Annotated in this window: 23 protein-coding genes, 1 riboswitch and 1 other annotated feature; of the genes, 8 read left to right on the top strand and 15 right to left on the bottom strand. The window is 28.4% G+C overall.

What is annotated here, in order from left to right; genetic code table 11:
* Positions 1–4: 4 nt before the first annotated feature.
* Complete coding sequence (gene zapA, locus Q5O29_RS00870) at positions 5–1,126, bottom strand: cell division protein ZapA (RefSeq protein WP_022211140.1); 1,122 nt, start codon at positions 1,124–1,126, stop codon at positions 5–7.
* A 162-nt stretch (positions 1,127–1,288) separates the two neighbouring features.
* Between zapA and Q5O29_RS00875 the strand changes: the two genes are divergently transcribed.
* Positions 1,289–2,206 carry a radical SAM protein gene (locus Q5O29_RS00875; protein WP_186834800.1) on the top strand — a complete coding sequence of 306 codons (918 nt, stop codon included), beginning with the start codon at positions 1,289–1,291 and terminating at the stop codon, positions 2,204–2,206.
* Between the two features lie 23 nt (positions 2,207–2,229).
* Here the strand turns inward: Q5O29_RS00875 and Q5O29_RS00880 are convergent, their stop codons facing one another.
* On the bottom strand, positions 2,230–2,766 hold the full coding sequence (locus tag Q5O29_RS00880; protein ID WP_022211142.1) for a hypothetical protein: 537 nt from the start codon (positions 2,764–2,766) through the stop codon (positions 2,230–2,232).
* 204 nt (positions 2,767–2,970) lie between these two features.
* On the opposite strand from Q5O29_RS00880, the gene Q5O29_RS00885 reads away from it, so the two are divergent.
* Both Q5O29_RS00885 and Q5O29_RS00890 read left to right on the top strand, forming a co-directional pair.
* Positions 2,971–3,270, top strand: coding sequence for a hypothetical protein (locus Q5O29_RS00885; RefSeq protein WP_022211143.1), 300 nt, complete (start codon positions 2,971–2,973; stop codon positions 3,268–3,270).
* A gap of 137 nt (positions 3,271–3,407) precedes the next feature.
* The gene (locus Q5O29_RS00890) at positions 3,408–4,343 is read left to right on the top strand and encodes a DUF2156 domain-containing protein (RefSeq protein ID WP_022211144.1); all 936 of its coding nucleotides are present in this window, start codon (positions 3,408–3,410) and stop codon (positions 4,341–4,343) included.
* A gap of 72 nt (positions 4,344–4,415) precedes the next feature.
* Here the strand turns inward: Q5O29_RS00890 and pheT are convergent, their stop codons facing one another.
* The 9 genes from pheT to ytxC all read right to left on the bottom strand — a co-directional run bounded on the left by pheT (position 4,416) and on the right by ytxC (position 13,512).
* The gene (gene pheT, locus Q5O29_RS00895; RefSeq protein ID WP_022211145.1) at positions 4,416–6,794 is read right to left on the bottom strand and encodes a phenylalanine--tRNA ligase subunit beta; all 2,379 of its coding nucleotides are present in this window, start codon (positions 6,792–6,794) and stop codon (positions 4,416–4,418) included.
* Between the two features lie 31 nt (positions 6,795–6,825).
* Positions 6,826–7,845 (bottom strand): phenylalanine--tRNA ligase subunit alpha, encoded by a 1,020-nt coding sequence (gene pheS, locus Q5O29_RS00900; protein ID WP_022211146.1) that lies wholly within the window; start codon positions 7,843–7,845, stop codon positions 6,826–6,828.
* Positions 7,846–7,954: 109 nt separating this feature from the next.
* Positions 7,955–8,176: a binding site (T-box leader), on the bottom strand.
* A gap of 65 nt (positions 8,177–8,241) precedes the next feature.
* Positions 8,242–9,018 (bottom strand): RNA methyltransferase, encoded by a 777-nt coding sequence (locus Q5O29_RS00905; protein WP_022211147.1) that lies wholly within the window; start codon positions 9,016–9,018, stop codon positions 8,242–8,244.
* A gap of 13 nt (positions 9,019–9,031) precedes the next feature.
* On the bottom strand, positions 9,032–9,703 hold the full coding sequence (locus Q5O29_RS00910) for a TrkA family potassium uptake protein (RefSeq protein ID WP_022211148.1): 672 nt from the start codon (positions 9,701–9,703) through the stop codon (positions 9,032–9,034).
* Between the two features lie 12 nt (positions 9,704–9,715).
* Positions 9,716–11,062, bottom strand: coding sequence for a TrkH family potassium uptake protein (locus Q5O29_RS00915; protein WP_022211149.1), 1,347 nt, complete (start codon positions 11,060–11,062; stop codon positions 9,716–9,718).
* A 206-nt stretch (positions 11,063–11,268) separates the two neighbouring features.
* Positions 11,269–11,628 (bottom strand): 50S ribosomal protein L20, encoded by a 360-nt coding sequence (gene rplT / locus Q5O29_RS00920; protein ID WP_022211150.1) that lies wholly within the window; start codon positions 11,626–11,628, stop codon positions 11,269–11,271.
* 27 nt (positions 11,629–11,655) lie between these two features.
* Positions 11,656–11,853, bottom strand: a complete 198-nt coding sequence (gene rpmI, locus Q5O29_RS00925) for a 50S ribosomal protein L35 (protein ID WP_022211151.1) — start codon at positions 11,851–11,853, stop codon at positions 11,656–11,658.
* 21 nt (positions 11,854–11,874) lie between these two features.
* On the bottom strand, positions 11,875–12,396 hold the full coding sequence (gene infC / locus Q5O29_RS00930) for a translation initiation factor IF-3 (protein ID WP_022211152.1): 522 nt from the start codon (positions 12,394–12,396) through the stop codon (positions 11,875–11,877).
* Between the two features lie 225 nt (positions 12,397–12,621).
* Positions 12,622–13,512 carry a putative sporulation protein YtxC gene (ytxC, locus tag Q5O29_RS00935; protein ID WP_022211153.1) on the bottom strand — a complete coding sequence of 297 codons (891 nt, stop codon included), beginning with the start codon at positions 13,510–13,512 and terminating at the stop codon, positions 12,622–12,624.
* A gap of 143 nt (positions 13,513–13,655) precedes the next feature.
* Between ytxC and Q5O29_RS00940 the strand changes: the two genes are divergently transcribed.
* On the top strand, positions 13,656–14,357 hold the full coding sequence (locus tag Q5O29_RS00940; protein ID WP_022211154.1) for a DUF6873 family GME fold protein: 702 nt from the start codon (positions 13,656–13,658) through the stop codon (positions 14,355–14,357).
* 103 nt (positions 14,358–14,460) lie between these two features.
* Here Q5O29_RS00940 and hslO read toward each other — a convergent pair whose 3' ends face one another.
* The 3 genes from hslO to Q5O29_RS00955 all read right to left on the bottom strand — a co-directional run bounded on the left by hslO (position 14,461) and on the right by Q5O29_RS00955 (position 16,483).
* Positions 14,461–15,342, bottom strand: a complete 882-nt coding sequence (gene hslO, locus Q5O29_RS00945) for an Hsp33 family molecular chaperone HslO (RefSeq protein WP_022211155.1) — start codon at positions 15,340–15,342, stop codon at positions 14,461–14,463.
* Between the two features lie 27 nt (positions 15,343–15,369).
* Positions 15,370–16,107, bottom strand: a complete 738-nt coding sequence (locus tag Q5O29_RS00950) for a class I SAM-dependent methyltransferase (protein WP_022211156.1) — start codon at positions 16,105–16,107, stop codon at positions 15,370–15,372.
* Between the two features lie 124 nt (positions 16,108–16,231).
* A complete protein-coding gene (locus Q5O29_RS00955) occupies positions 16,232–16,483 on the bottom strand; it encodes a small, acid-soluble spore protein, alpha/beta type (RefSeq protein WP_022211157.1) in 252 nt (83 codons plus the stop codon).
* A 167-nt stretch (positions 16,484–16,650) separates the two neighbouring features.
* Positions 16,651–16,820, top strand: a riboswitch (Lysine riboswitch).
* A gap of 124 nt (positions 16,821–16,944) precedes the next feature.
* On the opposite strand from Q5O29_RS00955, the gene Q5O29_RS00960 reads away from it, so the two are divergent.
* From Q5O29_RS00960 to Q5O29_RS00975, 4 genes are all read left to right on the top strand, one after another.
* On the top strand, positions 16,945–17,928 hold the full coding sequence (locus tag Q5O29_RS00960; RefSeq protein ID WP_022211158.1) for an aspartate-semialdehyde dehydrogenase: 984 nt from the start codon (positions 16,945–16,947) through the stop codon (positions 17,926–17,928).
* A 21-nt stretch (positions 17,929–17,949) separates the two neighbouring features.
* On the top strand, positions 17,950–18,828 hold the full coding sequence (dapA, locus tag Q5O29_RS00965) for a 4-hydroxy-tetrahydrodipicolinate synthase (protein WP_022211159.1): 879 nt from the start codon (positions 17,950–17,952) through the stop codon (positions 18,826–18,828).
* A 14-nt stretch (positions 18,829–18,842) separates the two neighbouring features.
* The gene (dapB, locus tag Q5O29_RS00970) at positions 18,843–19,595 is read left to right on the top strand and encodes a 4-hydroxy-tetrahydrodipicolinate reductase (RefSeq protein WP_022211160.1); all 753 of its coding nucleotides are present in this window, start codon (positions 18,843–18,845) and stop codon (positions 19,593–19,595) included.
* 141 nt (positions 19,596–19,736) lie between these two features.
* Positions 19,737–19,901 (top strand): hypothetical protein, encoded by a 165-nt coding sequence (locus Q5O29_RS00975; protein ID WP_022167862.1) that lies wholly within the window; start codon positions 19,737–19,739, stop codon positions 19,899–19,901.
* Positions 19,902–19,940: 39 nt separating this feature from the next.
* Here Q5O29_RS00975 and Q5O29_RS00980 read toward each other — a convergent pair whose 3' ends face one another.
* Positions 19,941–21,074 carry a pyridoxal phosphate-dependent aminotransferase gene (locus Q5O29_RS00980; RefSeq protein ID WP_022211161.1) on the bottom strand — a complete coding sequence of 378 codons (1,134 nt, stop codon included), beginning with the start codon at positions 21,072–21,074 and terminating at the stop codon, positions 19,941–19,943.
* Positions 21,075–21,091: the final 17 nt, after the last annotated feature.

The following is a 21,091-nucleotide window of genomic DNA, read 5'->3' on the forward strand; positions in this document are numbered from 1 at the left end:
GACTCTATTTTAATAATGGATTTGCTTTTCTTCTTTCCACTGCCAATTCAACTTGTAGATCAATAAGCTTTTTCTCTAAATCTAAAACCTTATATTTAAAGTTTTGTAATTGGAATTTTATAGCTTTATCCCTATTTAATAAAGCCTTTCTTTGCTCTTTTCCCTTAGCAATTACAGCTTCAAGTTCAAGTATCTTATCTTTCAAAATTTTAGCCTCTTCTTCATCTACAGATGCTTTACTCTTATATTCCTCAATTTCATCTTCTTTTGATGAAATAACTTCTTTTAATACATTTTCGCTATCCTTTAGGTTTTTATTTTCAAGTTCAATATAATTTATATTTATTTTAAACTCTTCTAACATGTTTTCAATTCCACTTTTTTCCATCGATATTTGTTCAACGTTTTCCTTTAAAGCATTATAACTATCCAATACATTATTATACTCTTCAAGTGAAACTTTATTAGCTATATCTTCATTTAATTCAAATATTTTCGCATTTAATTTTTTATTTTCCTTCTTTTCCTTTAAAAATTCATCTTGTGTATTTAGAAGGCTCATGCTTAGTTTTTTATTATTTTCATCTGAAGATGTAAGATTTGATTCTAGTACTTCAATTTTCTTGACTAAATTTTCATTTTCCTTTTTTAAAACTGCCATATTTTCCTTTAATAGCACTACTAATTCTTCTAATTTGCTCTTTTCTTCTAACTCTTCAGTTAAATCAGCAACCTTATCATTTAAAATTTCAGCTTCTCTTGACTTTTGCTCCATTGAGTACAACATCTCTTTTAAAGAAGCCATTTCTTGATTTTTATTTTTAATAGTTTCTTCAACTTCCTGCTTTATTTCTCGTATTCTTTCCTTTAAAGTTAGGTTTCTTTCTTCTAAAGAATTTTTTTCCTTAAGTAAATCCTCAACTTCATTATTACATTTAAAAAGTTCATCTGCTATATTTAATGCACTTAATACTGCAACTGAACTAATGCTTAATTTGTTATTATTACTTGATACTTCTTTAAATTTACCATCAACATATTCTGAAACCTTTAGTAAATATTCATCATCTTCTTTTCCCTTTAAATTATACTCCATCCCATTTATTTTAACTGTTACAGTATTCATTTAATACACCTCTAAATTATATTATAATTACTGATATTATATCATATTTATCTTTGAATAACTATATTCTGCCACATATATTGTCTATTTTTATATTAGTTATTTTAAATTTATTGAAAATATATTTAAATTTGATAGAATCTTAATAAAAGATATACTTTTATGAGGTGTTTAAAATTGATAATAAATTTAGAAACAAAAAAATGCAACTTATGTATAAGAAATTGTAATGTTGACAGAGATATAAATCTTGGTGTATGCCAAGCAGATAATCATTTAAAAGTAGCCAGGGCTCAATTACACTTTTGGGAGGAACCCTGTGTTTCTGGCAAAAATGGCTCAGGAACTGTTTTCTTTTCTCATTGCAATCTTAAATGTGTATTTTGCCAAAACCATTGCATATCACAGGAATTCAACGGTAAAACCATTTCCATTGAAAGATTGGCTGCAATATTCCTAGAACTTGAAAAACAAGGTGCTAACAATATAAATCTAGTTACTCCTACTCATTATGTACCTCAAATCATTAAATCCATTAAAATTGCAAGAAATAATAATTTAACTTTACCAATACTATATAATACTAATTCAATAGACTCTTTAGAAACTATTAAATCTCTTGATGGACTTGTGGATGTTTATCTACCAGATTTTAAATATTTTGATGATAAATATGCTTTAGCATATTCAAAAATTAACAACTACCGTGAAAATGCTTTAAATGTAATTAAGGAAATGGTACGTCAAGTAGGTGCTCCTTCCTTTAATGATAATGGAATAATACAAAAAGGTGTAATTGTACGTCACTTATTATTACCTGGACTTTTATTTGATTCTAAGAAAGTTATTGACCTTTTATACAATACATTTCATGATGATATCTATATCTCATTAATGAATCAATATGTACCTATGCATAATGCTTATAAATATCCAAAGATAAACAGCAAATTAAATCCTAAGCATTACGATTCTATCATAGATTATGCATTGTCCATTGGTGTAAAAAATGGCTTTATTCAAGGAGAAGGAGCCAACACCACAGATTTTGTACCATCCTTTAAAAACGAAGGCGTTTAATTAACATTAAAAATGGGCATAGATTAAACTATACCCATTTTGCTAAATACTCCATATATTATTTGTTTTTTCTTTTGAGTAAGATACTCTCCATAGTATTTATCCTCTTCTTCTGCTGAAAGCTTCTCTACTAGGTTACTATCCATAGAATTTAATACTAACATATTGATATCTCTTCTATATCTCTTTTCTACTATATCATATATTTTATTATATTCTTCAATTCCACTGCTTTTCTTATATTTTCTTATTTCCGAATCTAAGCTTGTATCATATTTTTTTATCTTGTATGCGATTGAATCAATTGCCTTACTTTTATTTCTTAGAAAATTTTTTTCATATTCAAGCTTTGCTTTAAATAATGCAGGAATACTATACTCCTCACCAGCAAAATTAAACTTCACTTCTTCTCCTTCAAAAACACTGCTTATTATGTATTCTGCCATATCAATATCATCTGTTATTTTCGTATTTAAAAACTCTTTTCCACCAACTATCTCTATAGCTTTATTTAATTGATTACATTTTTCTATCAGTTTATTATTTTTAAATTTACTCATTTTTATCTCCCTTATTTATATAAGTACTTCATTAGTTCTAATAAATTCATATAAATTATACAAGATTTTATTCAGTGTTGCAAAAATTAAATTATTAAAAAATTAATTAAATATACGAAAATAATTATATTTTTATATATTCTTACAATTTTAACATTTATTAAATAAATGTATAATGTAATTTATAAAGGGAGGTATGGTAAAATGTTATTAAAATGTATAAATAATGATTTGTGTTCTACTTTAACTTTAAATAAAGAATACTATGTATTAGAAGAAAGTTCTGATTATTATGTAATAATTGATGATGAGCAAAACGAAACTACTTGTAAAAAATCAAGATTTGAAATTATTGAAGATAATGAACTTTCAAAAAAATGTAAAGCAACAATCAATGAATTAACATATCAGGTAAATCATGAATTTAGCGATATTAAAAACTTTAGCATAAGAAAAAATTCTAAAGGTGAAATTAAAGAAGTATTAATAAAATTCAAATATTAGCTTTTGGTAATCCTATGTCTTGATAAATTCTTATTAGACATAGGATTTTTTCTATAAAAGTTCTTTTCAATTAACCGTATTATCTTTTTTTAATAAAATATAATATATGGCTTATTTTTTACAAAGGAGATGATATCTTGGATATATTCCATACCTTAACTCTCCAAGATAAAGAAACATTTAATGATTATTGTTATAAAAGTAACTTTTCTTCATATGAATACACTTTTGCTTCATTATATTTATGGAGAAATTTATCAAAAACCACTTTTGCTATAATAGATAATACCTTAATTGTTAAGAAAAGTGAAGAATATTATGGTGATTTTTTTATGATTCCATATAATTACACTCCCAATAAACTAAATTCAATCATCGAATTATTACTATCATATAAAAAAAACAATAATAATAATTCGCAATCTAATTTCTTATCTAATAACACCCATGAACTCTATCTTTTTGGAGATGTAGAAAACTTTTTTATTAATGATTTAAAGAAATATTGTGCTCATAAATTTGAAATTGTTTATACACCGGAAGATTATGAATATATATATCTTACCAAAGATTTAATTAACTTAAGTGGAAAAAGGTATCATGCTAAAAAAAATCTATATAACTTCTTTAATAAAAACTATTCTTTCAAAATATCTGAAATAAATAGCCCTAAAATAATCAACGACTGCTTAGACTTAATAAAAAAATGGGAAAAATCAAAAAACTCTCTCTGTACTGAACTAAAAATAGAATACGATGTCATTAGGGATGTATTAATAAACTTTCAAAAATTAGATTTAAAATCCATAACAATTTATGTTAATGATACTCTTGCAGGCTTTTCTATTGGAGAAAAATATGGTGATACAGCTATAATCCACATTGAGCGCTGTGATATTTCTTTTAAAGGTATTTATTCTTTTTTAAATAGAACATTTTTAGATATGTATTTTAGTGATACTTTATATGTAAATAGACAAGAAGACTGTGGTGATTTAGGACTACGAAAGTCTAAAGTATCATATCACCCTATTGGTTATATAAAAAAATGTTTTATAAAAATTACTGATTAAAATTATCACCTAATAAAATAAAAAATCAAAAGCAAATTAAATCTGCTTTTGATTTTTATAATTGTTTAAATATTATCTTAACACAGCACCTAGCTTATGCTCTAAAGCTTTTAATATCTTATCATGAACTTTCGTAATATCTTTTTCATTTAATGTTTTATTTTCATCTCTATATGCTATTGCATAAGCTATTGATTTTTTATCAGCTGGAATTTGTTCACCTTTGTAAATATCAAATAATTGAACTTTTTCAACTAAATTTCCACCAGCTTTTCTTATAGCTTCCTCTATATCTGCAACTAATACAGAATCATCCACTAGTAATGCTATATCTCTTGTTACAGCTGGGAATTTTGGTAATGCTTTATATGATTTTGTCATTTTAGCTGCTTCAAATAATTGATCTAAATCTATTTCAGCTATATAGCAATCAATATCTATACCATAATTTTCAGTTACATCTGGATGCACTTCTCCAAAAACTGCAGTCTTTTTATTTCTTACTAATAATGCAGCTGTCTTACCTGGATGGTAACTAGCATTTTCACTTTCCCTTACATATTTGGCTTTTTCAACTCCAAGACCATCTACTAGATTTTCAATAATTCCCTTCATATCTAAGTAATCACAATCTCCGTAAATACCTATAGTTAATATATTTTTTTCAGTTGGAACTTGATTTTCGTCTTCATTTGGAATATATACTTTACCAATTTCAAATAATCTAACATAATCATTATTTCTTGAATAATTTCTAGATAAACATTCCATCATTGAAGGAATTGTTGTTGTTCTCATCACACTAAAATCTTCGCCTAAAGGATTCTTAATCTTAACAACATTTCTTAATTGGCTATCTGCTGGTATATTAACTTTGTCAAATACCTTAGGAGAAACAAATGAGTAGCTTATTGATTGATTTAATCCGTTTCCTATCATTATTTCAATAACTTTATCTTCTAAAATATTTTTCTTATACTTAGGCTCTCTCTCAGTAGATACGCTAAATACAGTTGTAGGAATTTTATCATATCCATAAATTCTTGCAACTTCTTCTGCAATATCTTCTCTAATAGTTAAATCAATTCTAAATGTAGGTGTAGTAATTTCTAACATATCCCCATTTATTTCAGTCTTTATATCTAAAGAATCTAAAGATTTCTTCATTTCTTCTTTTGATATATCAGTTCCTAAGAAAGCATTTATCCAATTAGTATCAACAGTTAAGTGACCTTCTTCTTTAACATTGTTGTATACATCGATAGTTCCTTCCATAACTTCTCCGCAACCAAGCTCACATACTAAGCTACAAGCTCTATCTATAGCAAGCTTTGCTAAATTAGGATCTATATCCTTTTCAAATCTAGAAGAACTTTCAGTTCTTAGTCCAACCTTTTTAGAATTTACTCTAATGTTTGTACCATCAAAATTTGCTGATTCAAAATATACTTCTGTTGTATCTTCTTTTATTTCAGAATTTAATCCACCCATGATACCAGCTAAAGCAATAGTCTTATCTTTATCTTTTATACATAAGCATTCTGAATCTAAAGTTCTTTCTACTTCATCTAAAGTTGTGAACTTTTCACCGCCTTTAGCTCTTTCCACAACTATTTTTCCAGATTCAATTTCTCTTGCATCAAAAGCATGCATTGGTTGACCAAGTTCAAGCATTACAAAGTTAGTTATATCAACCATATTATTTATTGGTTTAACTCCAGCTTCTAATAATCTTTCTTGCATCCATGAAGGTGATGGAGCTATCTTAACATTCTTAACCCCTCTAGACATATATCTATTACATAATTCATCTCTAACTTCAACTTTTAATTCATCATTGATATTATCTGAATTTTTAACTTCATATTTGAAGCTAGGCATTTTATAAGATGTTCCAAGAGTTGCTGCTGCTTCTCTTGCCATACCAACAATACTTAAACAGTCCGGTCTATTTGAAGTTATTTCAAAATCAATTATTGCTTTATTTAATTTTAAATATTCCTTTATATCCATTCCTAATGGTGCATCTTCTGGAAGAATCATTAATCCATGAACCGGTTTATCTCCAGCAATTCCCAATTCTTCTTCAGAACAGAACATACCATTAGATACTACGCCTCTCATCTTACCTTTTTTAATTTCGGTACCATCAGCTAATATTGATTTATGAAGAGCTACAGGTACTATATCTTGTTCCTTCATGTTTGTAGCAGCTGTAACAATTTGAATTTCTTCTTCAGCTCCAATATTTACTTGACAAACATTTAATCTATCTGCATCAGGATGCTTTTCAATTTTTGTAATTTTTCCAGTTACAACATTCTTAATTGTATCTCCCTGCATTATAACCTCTTCTGCTTGAGAACCAGAAAGAGTTAATTTATCTGCTAATTCATATGCATCAACATTTATTTCTGCATAATCTTTTAACCAATTATATGGTATTTTCATTGCATTTTACCTCCTACAATAACTATAATTATTAGAATTGATTTAAGAATCTCATATCACTTTCGTATAATAATCTAATATCGTCTATTCCATACTTAAGCATAACCATTCTATCTACACCGAACCCAAAGGCAAATCCGCTATATATTTCTGGATCAATACCACAATTTCTAAGTACATCTGGGTGAACCATACCGCATCCTAAAATTTCAATCCATCCACTATTTTTACAGACTTTACATCCCTTACCTTCACAAACGAAACAAGTTGCATCCATTTCTGCTGAAGGTTCAGTGAATGGGAAGTGGTGAGGTCTAAATTTAGTCTTAACTTTATCCCCAAACATTTTCTTAGCAAATAATTCTAAGGTACCTTTAAGATCTGCAAAAGTTACTCCTTTATCTACAACTAATCCTTCCATTTGATAGAATATTGGTGAATGTGTTGCATCAACATCATCTGATCTATAAACCTTACCTGGTGAGATCATTTTAATTGGTAAGCTTTGCTTTTCCATTGTTCTTACTTGAACTGGTGAAGTTTGAGTTCTTAAAACTAAACTATCATTAATATATAAAGTATCTTGTTCACTTCTTGCAGGATGGTTTTTAGGAATGTTTAAAGCCTCAAAATTGTAATGATCTAATTCTACTTCTGGCCCCTCTTCTATTGTAAATCCCATAGAAATGAAGATGTTCTTCATACTTTCTAATGTTTGATCTAATGGATGTCTCTTTCCTATTACTTGTTTCTTTCCTGGTAAAGTTATATCGATAACTTCACTAGCTAGTTTAGCTTTTTTTTCTTTTTCCTTTATTTTGCTTCCTACTTCTTCAAGTTTAGTTTCAACTTCATTTTTAGCTATATTAACTAACTTACCAACTACTGGTCTTTCTTCTGGTGATAAAGAACCCATTCCTCTTAATATAGTAGTAAGTTCACCTTTTTTTCCTAAATATTTAACTCTAATTTCTTCTAAAGCTGCACTATTTTCTACTGAAGCTATTTCATTAAGTGCTGCTTCTTTAATGGCGGTTAATTTTTCTTCCATAATATTACTCCCTTCTTTTTTAATCAGTATCTTACGAATATTAAATACTTTTAATTTAATTGCTATGCAACTAAAATAATTTGTAAATAAAAAAAAGGATATTCATCCCAAAAGGGACGGAATATCCGCGTTACCACCCTAGTTGATATTATACAAATGGTACAATATCCTCTTAATTAAAATAACGGTTAAACCGCTAGTTACTACTATTACTTCACAACTAGTACTCCTGAGCGAACTTCATTATAATTTTTATTAAAAAAGCTTCCAGTCTTAGACTTTTTCTCCCTGAAATATTCCTTATAATTACTCTCTCATTCACAGTATTTACATATTCTTTTCAACTTATTATACAAATAAAGATTATTTTTTTCAAGTATTTATTAAAAAATACTTTTATAGCATTCCTTGTCTAACTTTCTCAAAAAGTATTATTGATGAAGCCACTGCCACATTTAAACTTTCTGCACCACCTGGCATAGGTATCTTAACCTTTTTATCTGCCATAGCAAATATCTCATCACTGATGCCATTACCTTCATTACCAACACCTAATATTACCTTACCTCTTAAATCCTCTTGAAAGAAATCCTTTGATTCCTGAAGTGATGTAGTAACTAAGCTAAAACCATCCTCTTTAAGTTTCTTTAAGAAGCTGAGGTCATTATCATATATAATTGGCAGATAAAAAACTGATCCCATTGTTGACCTTATAGTCTTATCATTATATATATCAACTGTACCCTTTGTTAAAATTATTCCTGAAGCACCAGCTGCATGGGCAGTTCTAATAATAGTTCCCAAATTTCCTGGATCTTGAACTTTATCACATAAAAGATAAAAATCTCCTTTTATTTCTTCTGTACTATCATTCATCTTCACAACAGCTAATACACCTTGAGTCTTTTCTGTAGCAATAAGCTGACCAAACAAACTTTTTTTCATTAAATAAATTTTAGATACTGTTAAGTATTCTTTTAAGAATTCATTTGCTTTCTGCTCATTTCCTTCTTCTATAACTAAGCATTCAATATCTGCACCAGCTTTAAACCCTTCTTCTACCAACCTAAAACCTTCTATAATATATTTCTTTTCTTTAGATCTATTTTTTCTTTCTTTAAGCTTTTTAATATTCTTAAATAAAGAATTTTCTTTACTTTCAATGACTATCAAAGTGCAGCACCTCTTACTTCTGTTTAACAATTATTTCTTCTAAATTACCTAAGTTATTTGTTGGTCCAATAACTACCAGAACATCTTCACTTTCTATAACAGCATTTGCACTTGGTGTTATATCAATTTCCTCACCTTTTTTTATGGCAATAACATTAATTCCATATTTACTTCTTAAATTTAGTTCATTTAAAGTTTTATTGTCCCATACCTTTAGTGGCTTAATTTCTAAAATGCTATAATCAGATGATAATTCTATATAATCCACTATACTGGAAGACACTAAATTATGAGCTACTCTTATACCCATATCTTTTTCTGGAAGCACTACTCTATCAGCACCAATTTTGTATAATACCTTAGCATGAAGTTCACTTTGCCCCTTTGCTATAATGTATTTAATTCCAAGTTCTTTAACTAAAAGTGTAATCATTACGCTCGCTTGTATATTTGAACCAATAGTAATTACTGCAACATCAAAATTTCTAAGTCCTAAGCTTTTTATAGATGTTTCATCTGTTGCATCTAACTGCACAGCATGAGTTACATTTTCTGAAATTTCTCTTACTGATTCTTCATCTATATCTATAGCTAATACATCATGGCCTAGATCATATAATGTTTTTGCCACAGATTGACCAAATCTACCAAGACCTATAACTACAAATTGTTTTCCACTTGCCATTATTACTTTCTCCTAACCTATTAATATTTTTCCTTCTGGATATTTAATTCCACTTCTAACTTTTTCTTTAGTCAATGATAATACTACAGTTAAAGGTCCTACTCTTCCAATATACATCATCATCATAATTAACACTTTTCCAATGATGCTTAAATTTGGTGTAAGACCAATAGTCAAACCTGCTGTACCAAAAGCAGAAACAGTTTCATATAAAATAGCTGTAAAAGATGCCCCCGCTTCAGTAAATGATAATATTAAACTTACCACTATAACAAGACCTGAACCTATAAAGAATAAGGTAAATGCTTTATAAACAAGATCTTTTGATATTTTCTTTGAAAAAACCTCTGTATCTTCTCTTCTTTTTATAACACAAATTACTGTTAATATTAATACACCTACAGTTGTTGTTTTTATTCCACCAGCAGTTGATCCAGGTGAACCTCCAATTATCATCAAAATCATTGTTAAAAACTTACCAGCACCAGTCATGCCAGACGTAGATATACTATTAAATCCTGCTGTTCTAGGTGTTACAGCTGAAAAGAAAGAATTTAAAACCTTTTCTCCACCATCCATATATGCTAAGGTTTCAGGATTATTATATTCAAATAAAAGCATTAAAACAGTGCCTCCTATTACCAAGAATCCAGTAACCAGTAGAACTATTTTTGTATGTACTGAAAACCTTCTTATCCTTCTTACATTATATAGTTCTGTCCATACACTAAAACCTAATCCACCTATAATTATAAGTGCTGCTGCTGTTAGTATTACCACAGTATTTGTATTGTGAGTCGTTAAACTCACCCCGCCACCAAAAATATCAAAGCCTGCATTACAAAATGCTGAAATAGAATGAAATATACTATAAAATAACCCTTTACTTAATCCATATTCAGGTATTAATTGTGTGCAAAATATAAGTGCACCAATTAATTGAATTGAAGTGGTGAATAACAGTATATATTTAACCATTTTTACTACTCCTTGAATATTAAATGTATTCATTGCATTTTGTAAAATCAATCTTTCTCTAAGGGTTATCTTCTTACCAAGTAAAATTGCTATTAAAGTAGTAAAAGACATAAATCCTAATCCACCAATTTCAATCAATATCATAATTACAGTTTTACCAAACAAATTCCAATGAGTTCCTGTATCTACAGTTATTAGTCCTGTTACACATACTGCTGAAGTCGAAGTAAATACAGCATCAATAAAGCTAGTATATTCTCCAGTAGATGATGAAATAGGTAATGATAGCAATATTCCACCTACCAGTATTATTGCTAAAAATCCCAGTGAAAGGATCTGCATTGGATTAAGTTTAGAACCTTTATTTAACCTATACTGCATATATACACCTCTGCTAAACAAAAATTTTAAATACCAAAATAATACTTTACCAAATTATTATACACTATCCTACTAAAAGTATAAGTATATTTTTTTAATTTATCTAATGAAAACTTTAATTACAAAAAAGCAGCATCTCTCTTAATAAATAAAGATGCTACTTTTTTATATAATAAAAATGCGACATAAGTCGCATTATGTATTAATTAAGCATTTAAGTTTTTCTTAGCTAATTCAACTAATTCAGCAAATGATTTTGGATCATTTATAGCTATTTCAGATAACATCTTTCTGTTGATATCAACACCAGCTAATTTTATTCCATTCATGAATTTTGAATAAGAAAGTCCATTCATTCTTGAAGCAGCATTTATTCTTGCTATCCATAATCTTCTGAAATCTCTCTTCTTTAATCTTCTTCCTACATATGCATTTCTTAAAGCTCTTATTACAGTTTCGTTAGCAGTTTTGAATAATCTGCTCTTTCCACCGTAGTAACCTTTAGCAAGCTTTAATACTTTTTTATGATTCTTACGTGAATTTACCGCTCTTTTAACTCTTGCCATTCTTTAGTCCTCCTAAACCTTCTTAAATTATAGGTATGGTAATAATTTCTTCATTGCTTTTTCTTGAGTAGTTGAAACATAAGCACCTTTTCTTAAGTTTCTCTTTCTCTTAGCGCTTTTCTTAGTTAAGATGTGGCTCTTGAAAGCCTTTGCTCTCTTTAACTTTCCTGTACCTGTTTTTCTAAATCTTTTTGCTGCACCTTTGTGAGTTTTCATTTTTGGCATGATAAATATCCTCCTCTCAGATTATGCTTTTTTTGGGGCTAAAACCATAGTCATGTTTCTTCCATCTTGTTTAGCAGGTTTTTCTACTACACAAACATCTTCAAGTTTAGAAACAAAATTATCAAGTATTTTAACACCTAAATGAGATAATGCTGCTTCTCTACCTTTAAATCTTATAGTTATTTTAACTTTATCCCCATCCACTAGGAATTTTCTAGCATTTTTAGCTTTAATAGCAATATCATTTTCCTCAATTGTGATTCCACATCTGATTTCTTTAATTACTGTTACTTTTTGCTTCTTTTTTGCTTCTTTTTCCTTTTTTGCTTGCTCATAAATATATTTACCTAAATCCATTATTTTACATACTGGTGGTTTTGCATTTGGCGAGATCATAACTAAATCTAATTCACTCTCATCTGCCATTCTTTGAGCTTCTTTTGTTTGAAGTATTCCCAATTGATTACCTTCTGCATCAATAACTCTTACTTCCTTTTCTTTTATACTTTCGTTACAAGTAAAATTTTTACTGATATCGTTCACCTCCGATAAAATGTACCAATGAAAAAAGCATTTTTATATAATAAATGGATGACATTACTGCCATCCATTATTATCAAACTAAATCTAGACATAATAATATATTACTAGATACAAATTTCATACGTATTACCTTACTAAGCTTTGCCGTAAGGTGAGAAACGGCAGTTCCTTCTTAACATTTTAAATTCTATCATGCTATCTTTTAGTTGTCAATTATTAATTTTTTTAAATTTTCAACTTACTTGCCAAGCACTTACTACAGCCATTACAAAAAGTTACCCTCTCACCGAATACATTTTTAATAGTATCAATAAACTCTAAGTTTAAGGCTTTGTCTTTATTATGAATTACTACTTCTTTTGGTGCATTTGTAATAAGACCACTAATAATTATATCTTCTACATTAGCTTCCGTATCAATCTTACATTCATATATTTCCTTGACAAACTCTTCAAAAACATCATTATCAAGGCCATCTTTTAATACATATCCCCCATCACTTTGTATATATATATCAATCTTTTCTATTTTACTTTCTTGAATATCTACAAAATATTTTAATAATTTTATAAACTCTTTGTATTCCTTTTCAATCATATAATCTTCAACTATTTTATCAATGATACACTCAATATCTTCCCTAAGCTCTTTCATTCTAAAGGTTATAAAACCTTTAATATTTATAACTTCATTTTCCTCTAAGCATTCCTTTATCTTTTCAATTATACAATTTATCTTATTAATGCAATAAAACATTTTTTCATCGGTAACTTTTTCTTCATTTTGTAATACCCTAACTATTTTTTCTTCCACTTCCATAACCTCATTTTGCTTCAAGAAAAAATAGTTTTCCATTAAATAATTAAACAATTCTTTTTTTCTATATTCCTTAACCACTACCGAATACAAAATATTACTTATATATAAATAAATAGTGTTTCTAATCCTATCATTATAACTTTCATTATTACATATTATCTTAATTATATTAGAGCTTCCCTCTCCGCTTTCAACAATTCCCATTGTTATATTCTTCTTTTTTAATAACTGTCGTAACTCTTGTAACTCTTTTACAAAATCTAAGTCATTATTGTGTACTAACTTCATTACCAGCATGGATTTCACTCCTTCCTTAATAATAGTATGTATTAAAAAGTTTTCTATATTCAACATTTATAAATAGTAACTGTTTAAATTTATTGATTTTTAGATAAATTTTGTTTATTTTATATATATTATAAATAAAAGGAGTTAATTTAATGATTTGTTTTGTTGATTATAAAACTACAGATGAAGAATGTAATAATTTAAACAAGCTAGGGCTTAAAATAATTAAAATTCCTCAATCTAAAGCTTTGTATAATGCAATTGATGGCCATGTAGATATACAAATAAATATTCTTCATAAAGAAAATAGATTAATCTTAATAAATAAGCATATGCCTGATGAGTTTAAAAAACAACTGGAAGAAAATAATATAAAATATATTGAAAGTTCTAGCACCCTTGGCCATAAATACCCTGAAAATATATCTATAAACGCACTAAATAGCAAGGAGTATTTCATACATAACCTAAAGTATTCTGATGATGCTTTTAAAAAATATATTACTCACAAAAAAATTATTAATGTAAAGCAAGGCTATACAAAGTGTTCCATTCTTCCCTTGCGAGAAAAAGTTTTAATTACTAATGATCCTGGAATATATAAGACTCTTTCAAATGATGATTTTCATGTTCTTTTATTGCCTTATGGAGATATTATCTTAGAAGGTTTTGAATATGGATTTATAGGTGGTGTTGGAGGAATGATTTCTCACGATAAATTAGCACTATTTGGAGACTTAAATCATTATTCTTATGGCAAAGAAGTGTTAAATTTTCTTAATAATCACAATATCACACCTATTTACTTAAAAAGCGGAAAGCTTACTGATAGAGGAAGTCTCTTTGTTTTATAATCTATAATATAGTACGTATATCCCTAACATTTGTTGCATAAAATACTTAAAACATCTTTCTTAAAAAATAATGAAAAAGGCTACAATATAGCAGCCTTTTTCATTATTTAATCTTAGTTAATAACTCTCCAATTTGTTCCTTAGTAAATACATATTTAGTATTACAGAAGTGGCATTTGATTTCTTCATCCTTACCTTCTTCATATATCTCTTTTAAATCTTTTTCACCAATTGATATTAATGCTTTTTCCACTCTTTCTCTTGAACAATTACATTTAAATTCAGGCTTAGTTTCTTTTAATATCTTTAATCCCATATCATCAAATAAATAGTTTAAGATATCTTCTATAGTCTTTCCTTCACTTAACATTTCAGTTAAAGTAGGAATTTCTTCCAATCTAAATGTTACTATATCTGCAATATGTTCTTCAGCACCTGGTAGCATTTGAATTATTAATCCACCTGCAACCTTTATTGAATAATCAGTATCTACTAATACACCTAAAGATACTGCTGATGGAGTTTGTTCTGATACAGTATAATAATATGCTAAATCTTCTGCAATTTCTCCTGAGAATATTGGAACTTGGCCTACATATGGATCTTTCATTCCTAAATCTTTTATGATTATAAGGTTACCATTTTTGCCTACATATCCACCTACATCGAGCTTACCTTTTTCGTTTAATGGTCTATCTCCATAAGGATTTCCAATAAATCCTTTAACAACAGCATTTTCATGAGCTGTTACAGTAATTCCTTCTGCTTCTCCACCACCATTAATTCTTAATGTCATAATTTCTTTATCAGATTTTAAAGTAGTACCTAATAATGCTCCTGCAGTAATCATTCTTCCAAGTGCTGCAGCTGCTACTGGTGTACATTCATGAATTTCTCTTACTTTTTCTACTAAATTTGTAGTTGTTCCTGCTATTATTCTAACAGTTCCATCCATAGCTACCGCATTAATAATCTTATCTTCCATCTATACTTCCTCCTAAATTTAATATAGTTATATTTTTTTAACTACATATACTATTCTTTCACTACTTGCTTGAACCTTATTATTACTATATCCATCAAACTTATTTATTATCTCTAATCCACAATTTGATAGAGCACTTTCAAGCTCTTCTTCCCTATATGCTCTTTCAAAATGCTCCTCTTCAAATCTTTCATAAAGTTCTCCTTGCTTTACAAAGAAGGTAAGAAACATTGAAACCATATCATCTTCAAAAACATTTTCCCATATGTAGAAAACATCTTCTTCACTATATGTATAAATATTGTTACCTAATATTTCTGATAACTTATAATATGAATTAACATCAAAAATAAAAATCCCGTCATCTTTTAAATGCTCTTTAACAGAACTGAAATATTTTTTCAAATCATCTTCGTCAGTAATATAATTTGTAGAATCTAAAACTGATGTAATTAAATCGAACTTCCTATTTAGCTGCATTTCAGTCATATCTTGACAAATTATCCTACCTTTAATTCTATTTTCCTTAAATTTATTAAAAGCTTCTCTCAGCATATCTTCAGATAAATCTACGGCATATACATCTTTAAAATACTTTGCTAGTCTTACAGTAACATTTCCAGTACCACAAGCAACATCAAGATAATCTTTGTATTCAATATTATATTCATTGCATATTTCAATTATTCTGCTAATCATATTGTCATAATTAATATCTTCATTGATTAAATCATCATAAATTTTAGCAAATTCTCCATAAGCCATACTATTCCCCCTTGCTATAAATTTTACAGCTACTTAAAAATTAATGTAGAAGAAATATTTCTTCTACATTAATCTATAATTTCTAAGAATTATAATATATGTATTCCACTAATTAGTCAATCCATTATTTTCTTCCTAGTATCTCATCATTAGTTGGAATTTTTAGTTCTTTTTTTCTACGGGTCATAATACCTCCTATTCTTCCTGTTTCTTCAGCTGTGAGTCCTCCCCATCCATATTGATCAACTTTTTCTTTTAATCCTAATTCGTCAGCAATTTCATATTTGATTTTTTCTCTTAAAAGTTCTTGTGCTGTAAGCTCTTTATTAGTTTTAATTTTAGATTTTATAATTTTTTTTAGCGGTGTCTTGCTCATAACTATTCCCCCTACAAAGTAATATATGTATTTTCTCCATAAAAATATAAAATATTCAAAGATTAAATTACATTTTTATACATATATTGTATTATATATATTTATTTCAATTTTAATCTTGCATTGTTTATAAATAACATATATAATCAAACTAATCTAATAAATAATTGCAAGATAGAGGCGCGATACTTATCAGTACTATTAAAGAGCTAAGCACAATGATTTAATGGGAAAGGATTTATCGCCGAAGTAAATAGCCTATGCTTTACAGCTATTTACTGGGGGTTCATATAATATATGTATTCCTGTCACATTTTTGTGGAGAGCTATCATTTAAAGAAATCTAATAAATATTTATATAAAATATAAAAAAATTAGAAGCTTTGAGTGATTTTGCTCAAAGCTTCTAATTTTTTATTATTAATACGCTAATAAGCGTTTAAATTTAAGGGGGAATTTACATGTATAATGTAGCAGTTGTTGGTGCAACAGGTAATGTTGGAAGAAAATTTTTAGAAATTCTTGAACAAAGAAATTTTCCAATAAATGAGTTATATCTTTTTGCTTCAAAACGTTCAGCTGGAAAATATCTAAAGTTCAGAGATAAAGAATATATAGTAAATGAAACTTCTGAAGAAAATATAAAAGATAAAAAAATAGATTTGGCATTATTTTCAGCTGGCAGAGATGCAAGTTTAAAATTTGCACCAATCTTTGTAAGGTATGGTGCAACAGTAATTGATAATTCCAGTGCATGGAGAATGGCTAAAGATGTTCCTTTAGTAGTTCCTGAAGTAAATCCGGAAGACATTAAATGGAACAATGGTATAATTGCCAATCCAAATTGTTCTACTATTCAAGCTATGCTACCTTTAAAAGCATTAAAAGATGCCTACGGTATTAAAAGAGTCGTTTATTCAACTTATCAAGCGGTATCTGGTGCAGGTATGCAAGGTATTGCTGATTTAAAAGATGGATTAAAAGGAGTAGAACCTAAAAAATTCCCTTACCCTATTGCAGAAAATTGTCTTCCTCATATTGATGTATTTTTAGATAATGGATATACAAAAGAAGAAATAAAGATGATTAACGAAACTAAAAAGATTCTTCATGATGATTCCATAAGGATTACAGCTACTGCCGTAAGAGTTCCAGTACTAAACTGTCATGCCGAAAGCATAAATATAGAATTAGAAAAACCATATGAACTTGACGATGTAGTTAAACTTTTAGAATCAACTAAAGGCATAGTGGTATATGATGATACTAAAGAACTTAAATACCCTACACAACTTCAAGTTTCAGGAAAAGATGAAATTTATGTTGGAAGAATAAGACGAGATTTCAGCATTGATAACGGATTAAATATATGGGTTGTAGGGGATAACATAAGAAAAGGTGCTGCTCTTAATGCAATACAAATTGCAGAAGAAATAATTAAATAATTATTTTATACGGAGGTTAATATGACAGTTTTTAAAGGTTCTGGTGTTGCTATAATAACACCTTTCAATGAAAATGGAATAGACTTTCCTAAGTTTAAAGAACTAATTGAATGGCAGATTGCTGAAGGTACTGATGCAATAATAGTTTGTGGTACTACCGGTGAAGCTACAACAATGAGTGAATCTGAAAGAAAAGATGCTATCCAATTTGTTATAAATACTGTAAATAGACGAATACCTGTAATTGCAGGAACTGGTTCAAATAATACAGCTGCTTCAATTGAAATGAGTAAGTTTGCAGAATCTGTTGGTGTAGATGGACTTCTTGTTATAACTCCTTATTATAATAAAACAAATAAAAAAGGATTATTTAAACACTTTGAAGCTATTAACAATGCTGTAAACACACCAATAATCCTTTATAATGTTCCTTCAAGAACGAATATGAATATCACACCTGAAGCTTTACTAGAATTATCTGAACTTTCCAATATGACAGCTGTAAAAGAAGCCAGTGGCAATATAAGCCAAATTGCAAAGATAAAAGCTTTATGTGGTGATAAATTAGATATTTATTCTGGTAATGATGATCAAGTTACTGCAATTCTAGCACTAGGTGGTATTGGAGTTATATCTGTACTAGCAAATATAGTTCCTAAAGCTGTTCATGAAATGGTAATGTCATATTTAACTGGTGATATTAACAAATCTTTAGCTTTGCAGTTAAAATATCTCAAACTAACAAATGATTTATTTATGGAGACAAATCCTATACCAGTAAAAACTGCTCTTAACTTGATGGGAAAAGAAGTTGGAGAATTAAGATTGCCTCTTTATGAAATGGACGAAAAAAATAAAACAATATTATGCAGTACTTTAAAAAATTACGGCTTAATATAGAATGGAGTTTTTAAATGGTTAAAATTTTATTAAGTGGATGTTCCGGAAAAATGGGAAATGTAATACAAAATGTTATAAGCGAATTTCCATCTTTAAAAATAGTTGCTGGAATTGATAAATTTCCTAAAGAATCTGAGTTTAAAATTTTTAAAAATACTGAAGACGTAAATATTCATTACGATGTTCTTCTTGATTTTTCTAGAGCTGATGCTTTAAAAGACTTACTAGCTTTAACAACTAGTACAAAAAAGCCTTTAGTATTATGTTCCACTGGTTACACTGATGAAGATTTAAAGTTAATTGAAGATTCTAGTAAAACTCTTCCAATTTTTAAATCTGCCAATATGTCATTAGGTATTAATTTAATAAATTCTTTACTAAGGAAAATTTCACCTCTACTATATCAAAATTATGATATAGAAATAATTGAAAAACACCATAACCAAAAAGTGGACTCACCAAGTGGAACTGCTCTACTACTGGCTGACACCATCAAGGAATCTATTTCTGATGATACCTACTATGTTCATGGAAGAAATGGAGAAAAGAAACGTGAAAAAGCAGAAATAGGAATACACGCTGTTAGAGGGGGTTCAATTGTTGGAGACCATGAAATCATCTTTGCTGGATCTGGTGAAGTAATAGAACTAAGTCACAAAGCAATTTCCAGAGAAGTATTTGCCGTCGGTGCTTTAAAAGCTTGTTCATTTATGGCTAATGTAACTAAAGCAGGCTTATATAACATGGATGATGTATTAGGCTTATAGATATTATTAAAAATACACAATTTTAATTTAATATTCTTATTGTATATGTTTAATTTATAAATACCTAGTTTAGTATTAATGTATCTTTATTGGTTATACTATTTTCTGAAGGAATTGATTAGACTTATAGGAGGTTTTATTATGACAAAAGATAGCCAACCTGATAACAAAAAGGCCCGTATGGAAAAATGTAATTATCAGACTCCAATAACTGAAGAAGGTTTAAACCACAATCCAAATAGAAAGCATAAATCAGTAAAGAGACAAGGTGTATCAAGCGATAATTTTAATCCTGCTGGTAATTAATTAATAAGCGCTGCAAATGAATTTGTGCAGCGCTTATTATCATATTTTGTTAATGAACTTTTTTAATCCCAAAAGAGCTTTTTTTAGCTCTTCCATTGAATAACAATATGATATTCTAATATATCCTTCGCCACCTATTCCAAAAGAACTCCCTGGCACACAAGCAATCTTTTCTTCATTTAATAGCTTTAAACAAAACTCTTCTGAAGACATATTAAATTTTTTAATAGACGGGAATACATAAAATGCACCTTTAGGCTCATTTACTTCAAGTCCCATATTTCTGAGTTCAGAAATTACATAATCCTTTCTTTCTCTAAGGACATTTCTCATATTCTCTACATCATCTAACCCATTTCTAAGACCTTCTAAGGCGGCCCATTGACATATAGATGTTGCACAAGATACATTATATTGATGTACCTTCATTATTTCATCCATCAATTGCTTTTGAGCTGCAAAATATCCAACTCTTAGCCCTGTCATAGAAAACATCTTAGAAAATCCACTTATATATATCACCTTATCTAATATTTCCTTTTCTTCAGCAACACTATAGTATTCTTCATATATAAGTGATTCATATATTTCATCAGTAACAACAAAAATATTATTATTAGCAATAATTTTAATAAGTTCATCTTTTTCCTCTTTTGTTAATATTGTTCCTAAAGGATTAGAAGGAAGTGATAAGACTAGAACCTTTATTTGATTTTCTTTAATAAGCGCTTTTAAATTTTCAATATTAATTGAAAAATCATCATTCAAACCATAACTTACAACATTTCCACCTAATATATTAACAATGTTTTCATATGCCGGATATGCTGGAGTTGGAATAAGCACATTATCACCTTCATTTATAAGTGCTGTCAAAATAGTAAAAATAGCTTCACTACCTCCTACAGTAATACATATCTCATCTGCTGAATAATCAATACCTCTCTTCATTAAATATTGGCTTATTTCTTTTCTTAGTGGTAATATTCCAGCATTTTCTGTATACACTGTCTTATCTTCATTTACAGCATTTATTAATGCCTCTTTTACTACCTTTGGTACTGGAAAATCCGGTTGCCCTAAAGTTAACGATATAGCACCATCTATTTTCTTTACCTCATTATAAAATTTCCTTATCCCAGAAATTTGAACATTTTTTAAGTTTAAATTCATTAAATTCTCCCCCAATG

Origin of the sequence: Clostridium sp. CAG:265 (assembly GCF_000436575.1) — a bacterium.
Lineage (GTDB): Bacteria > Bacillota > Clostridia > Clostridiales > Clostridiaceae > Clostridium > Clostridium lentum.

What these genes read in the sequence shown, in the direction of transcription:
- rpmI (WP_022211151.1), bottom strand. Translation starts at nt 11,853, where the DNA reads ATGCCAAAAATGAAAACTCACAAAGGTGCAGCAAAAAGATTTAGAAAA.
- zapA (WP_022211140.1), bottom strand. Translation starts at nt 1,126, where the DNA reads ATGAATACTGTAACAGTTAAAATAAATGGGATGGAGTATAATTTAAAG.
- pheT (WP_022211145.1), bottom strand. Translation starts at nt 6,794, where the DNA reads ATGAAAATACCATATAATTGGTTAAAAGATTATGCAGAAATAAATGTT.
- Q5O29_RS00875 (WP_186834800.1), top strand. Translation starts at nt 1,289, where the DNA reads ATGAGGTGTTTAAAATTGATAATAAATTTAGAAACAAAAAAATGCAAC.
- rplT (WP_022211150.1), bottom strand. Translation starts at nt 11,628, where the DNA reads ATGGCAAGAGTTAAAAGAGCGGTAAATTCACGTAAGAATCATAAAAAA.
- Q5O29_RS00950 (WP_022211156.1), bottom strand. Translation starts at nt 16,107, where the DNA reads ATGGCTTATGGAGAATTTGCTAAAATTTATGATGATTTAATCAATGAA.
- Q5O29_RS00885 (WP_022211143.1), top strand. Translation starts at nt 2,971, where the DNA reads ATGTTATTAAAATGTATAAATAATGATTTGTGTTCTACTTTAACTTTA.
- dapB (WP_022211160.1), top strand. Translation starts at nt 18,843, where the DNA reads ATGGTTAAAATTTTATTAAGTGGATGTTCCGGAAAAATGGGAAATGTA.
- pheS (WP_022211146.1), bottom strand. Translation starts at nt 7,845, where the DNA reads ATGGAAGAAAAATTAACCGCCATTAAAGAAGCAGCACTTAATGAAATA.
- Q5O29_RS00980 (WP_022211161.1), bottom strand. Translation starts at nt 21,074, where the DNA reads ATGAATTTAAACTTAAAAAATGTTCAAATTTCTGGGATAAGGAAATTT.
- Q5O29_RS00910 (WP_022211148.1), bottom strand. Translation starts at nt 9,703, where the DNA reads ATGGCAAGTGGAAAACAATTTGTAGTTATAGGTCTTGGTAGATTTGGT.
- Q5O29_RS00955 (WP_022211157.1), bottom strand. Translation starts at nt 16,483, where the DNA reads ATGAGCAAGACACCGCTAAAAAAAATTATAAAATCTAAAATTAAAACT.
- ytxC (WP_022211153.1), bottom strand. Translation starts at nt 13,512, where the DNA reads ATGCTGGTAATGAAGTTAGTACACAATAATGACTTAGATTTTGTAAAA.
- Q5O29_RS00880 (WP_022211142.1), bottom strand. Translation starts at nt 2,766, where the DNA reads ATGAGTAAATTTAAAAATAATAAACTGATAGAAAAATGTAATCAATTA.
- Q5O29_RS00940 (WP_022211154.1), top strand. Translation starts at nt 13,656, where the DNA reads ATGATTTGTTTTGTTGATTATAAAACTACAGATGAAGAATGTAATAAT.
- Q5O29_RS00960 (WP_022211158.1), top strand. Translation starts at nt 16,945, where the DNA reads ATGTATAATGTAGCAGTTGTTGGTGCAACAGGTAATGTTGGAAGAAAA.
- Q5O29_RS00975 (WP_022167862.1), top strand. Translation starts at nt 19,737, where the DNA reads ATGACAAAAGATAGCCAACCTGATAACAAAAAGGCCCGTATGGAAAAA.
- hslO (WP_022211155.1), bottom strand. Translation starts at nt 15,342, where the DNA reads ATGGAAGATAAGATTATTAATGCGGTAGCTATGGATGGAACTGTTAGA.
- Q5O29_RS00915 (WP_022211149.1), bottom strand. Translation starts at nt 11,062, where the DNA reads ATGCAGTATAGGTTAAATAAAGGTTCTAAACTTAATCCAATGCAGATC.
- dapA (WP_022211159.1), top strand. Translation starts at nt 17,950, where the DNA reads ATGACAGTTTTTAAAGGTTCTGGTGTTGCTATAATAACACCTTTCAAT.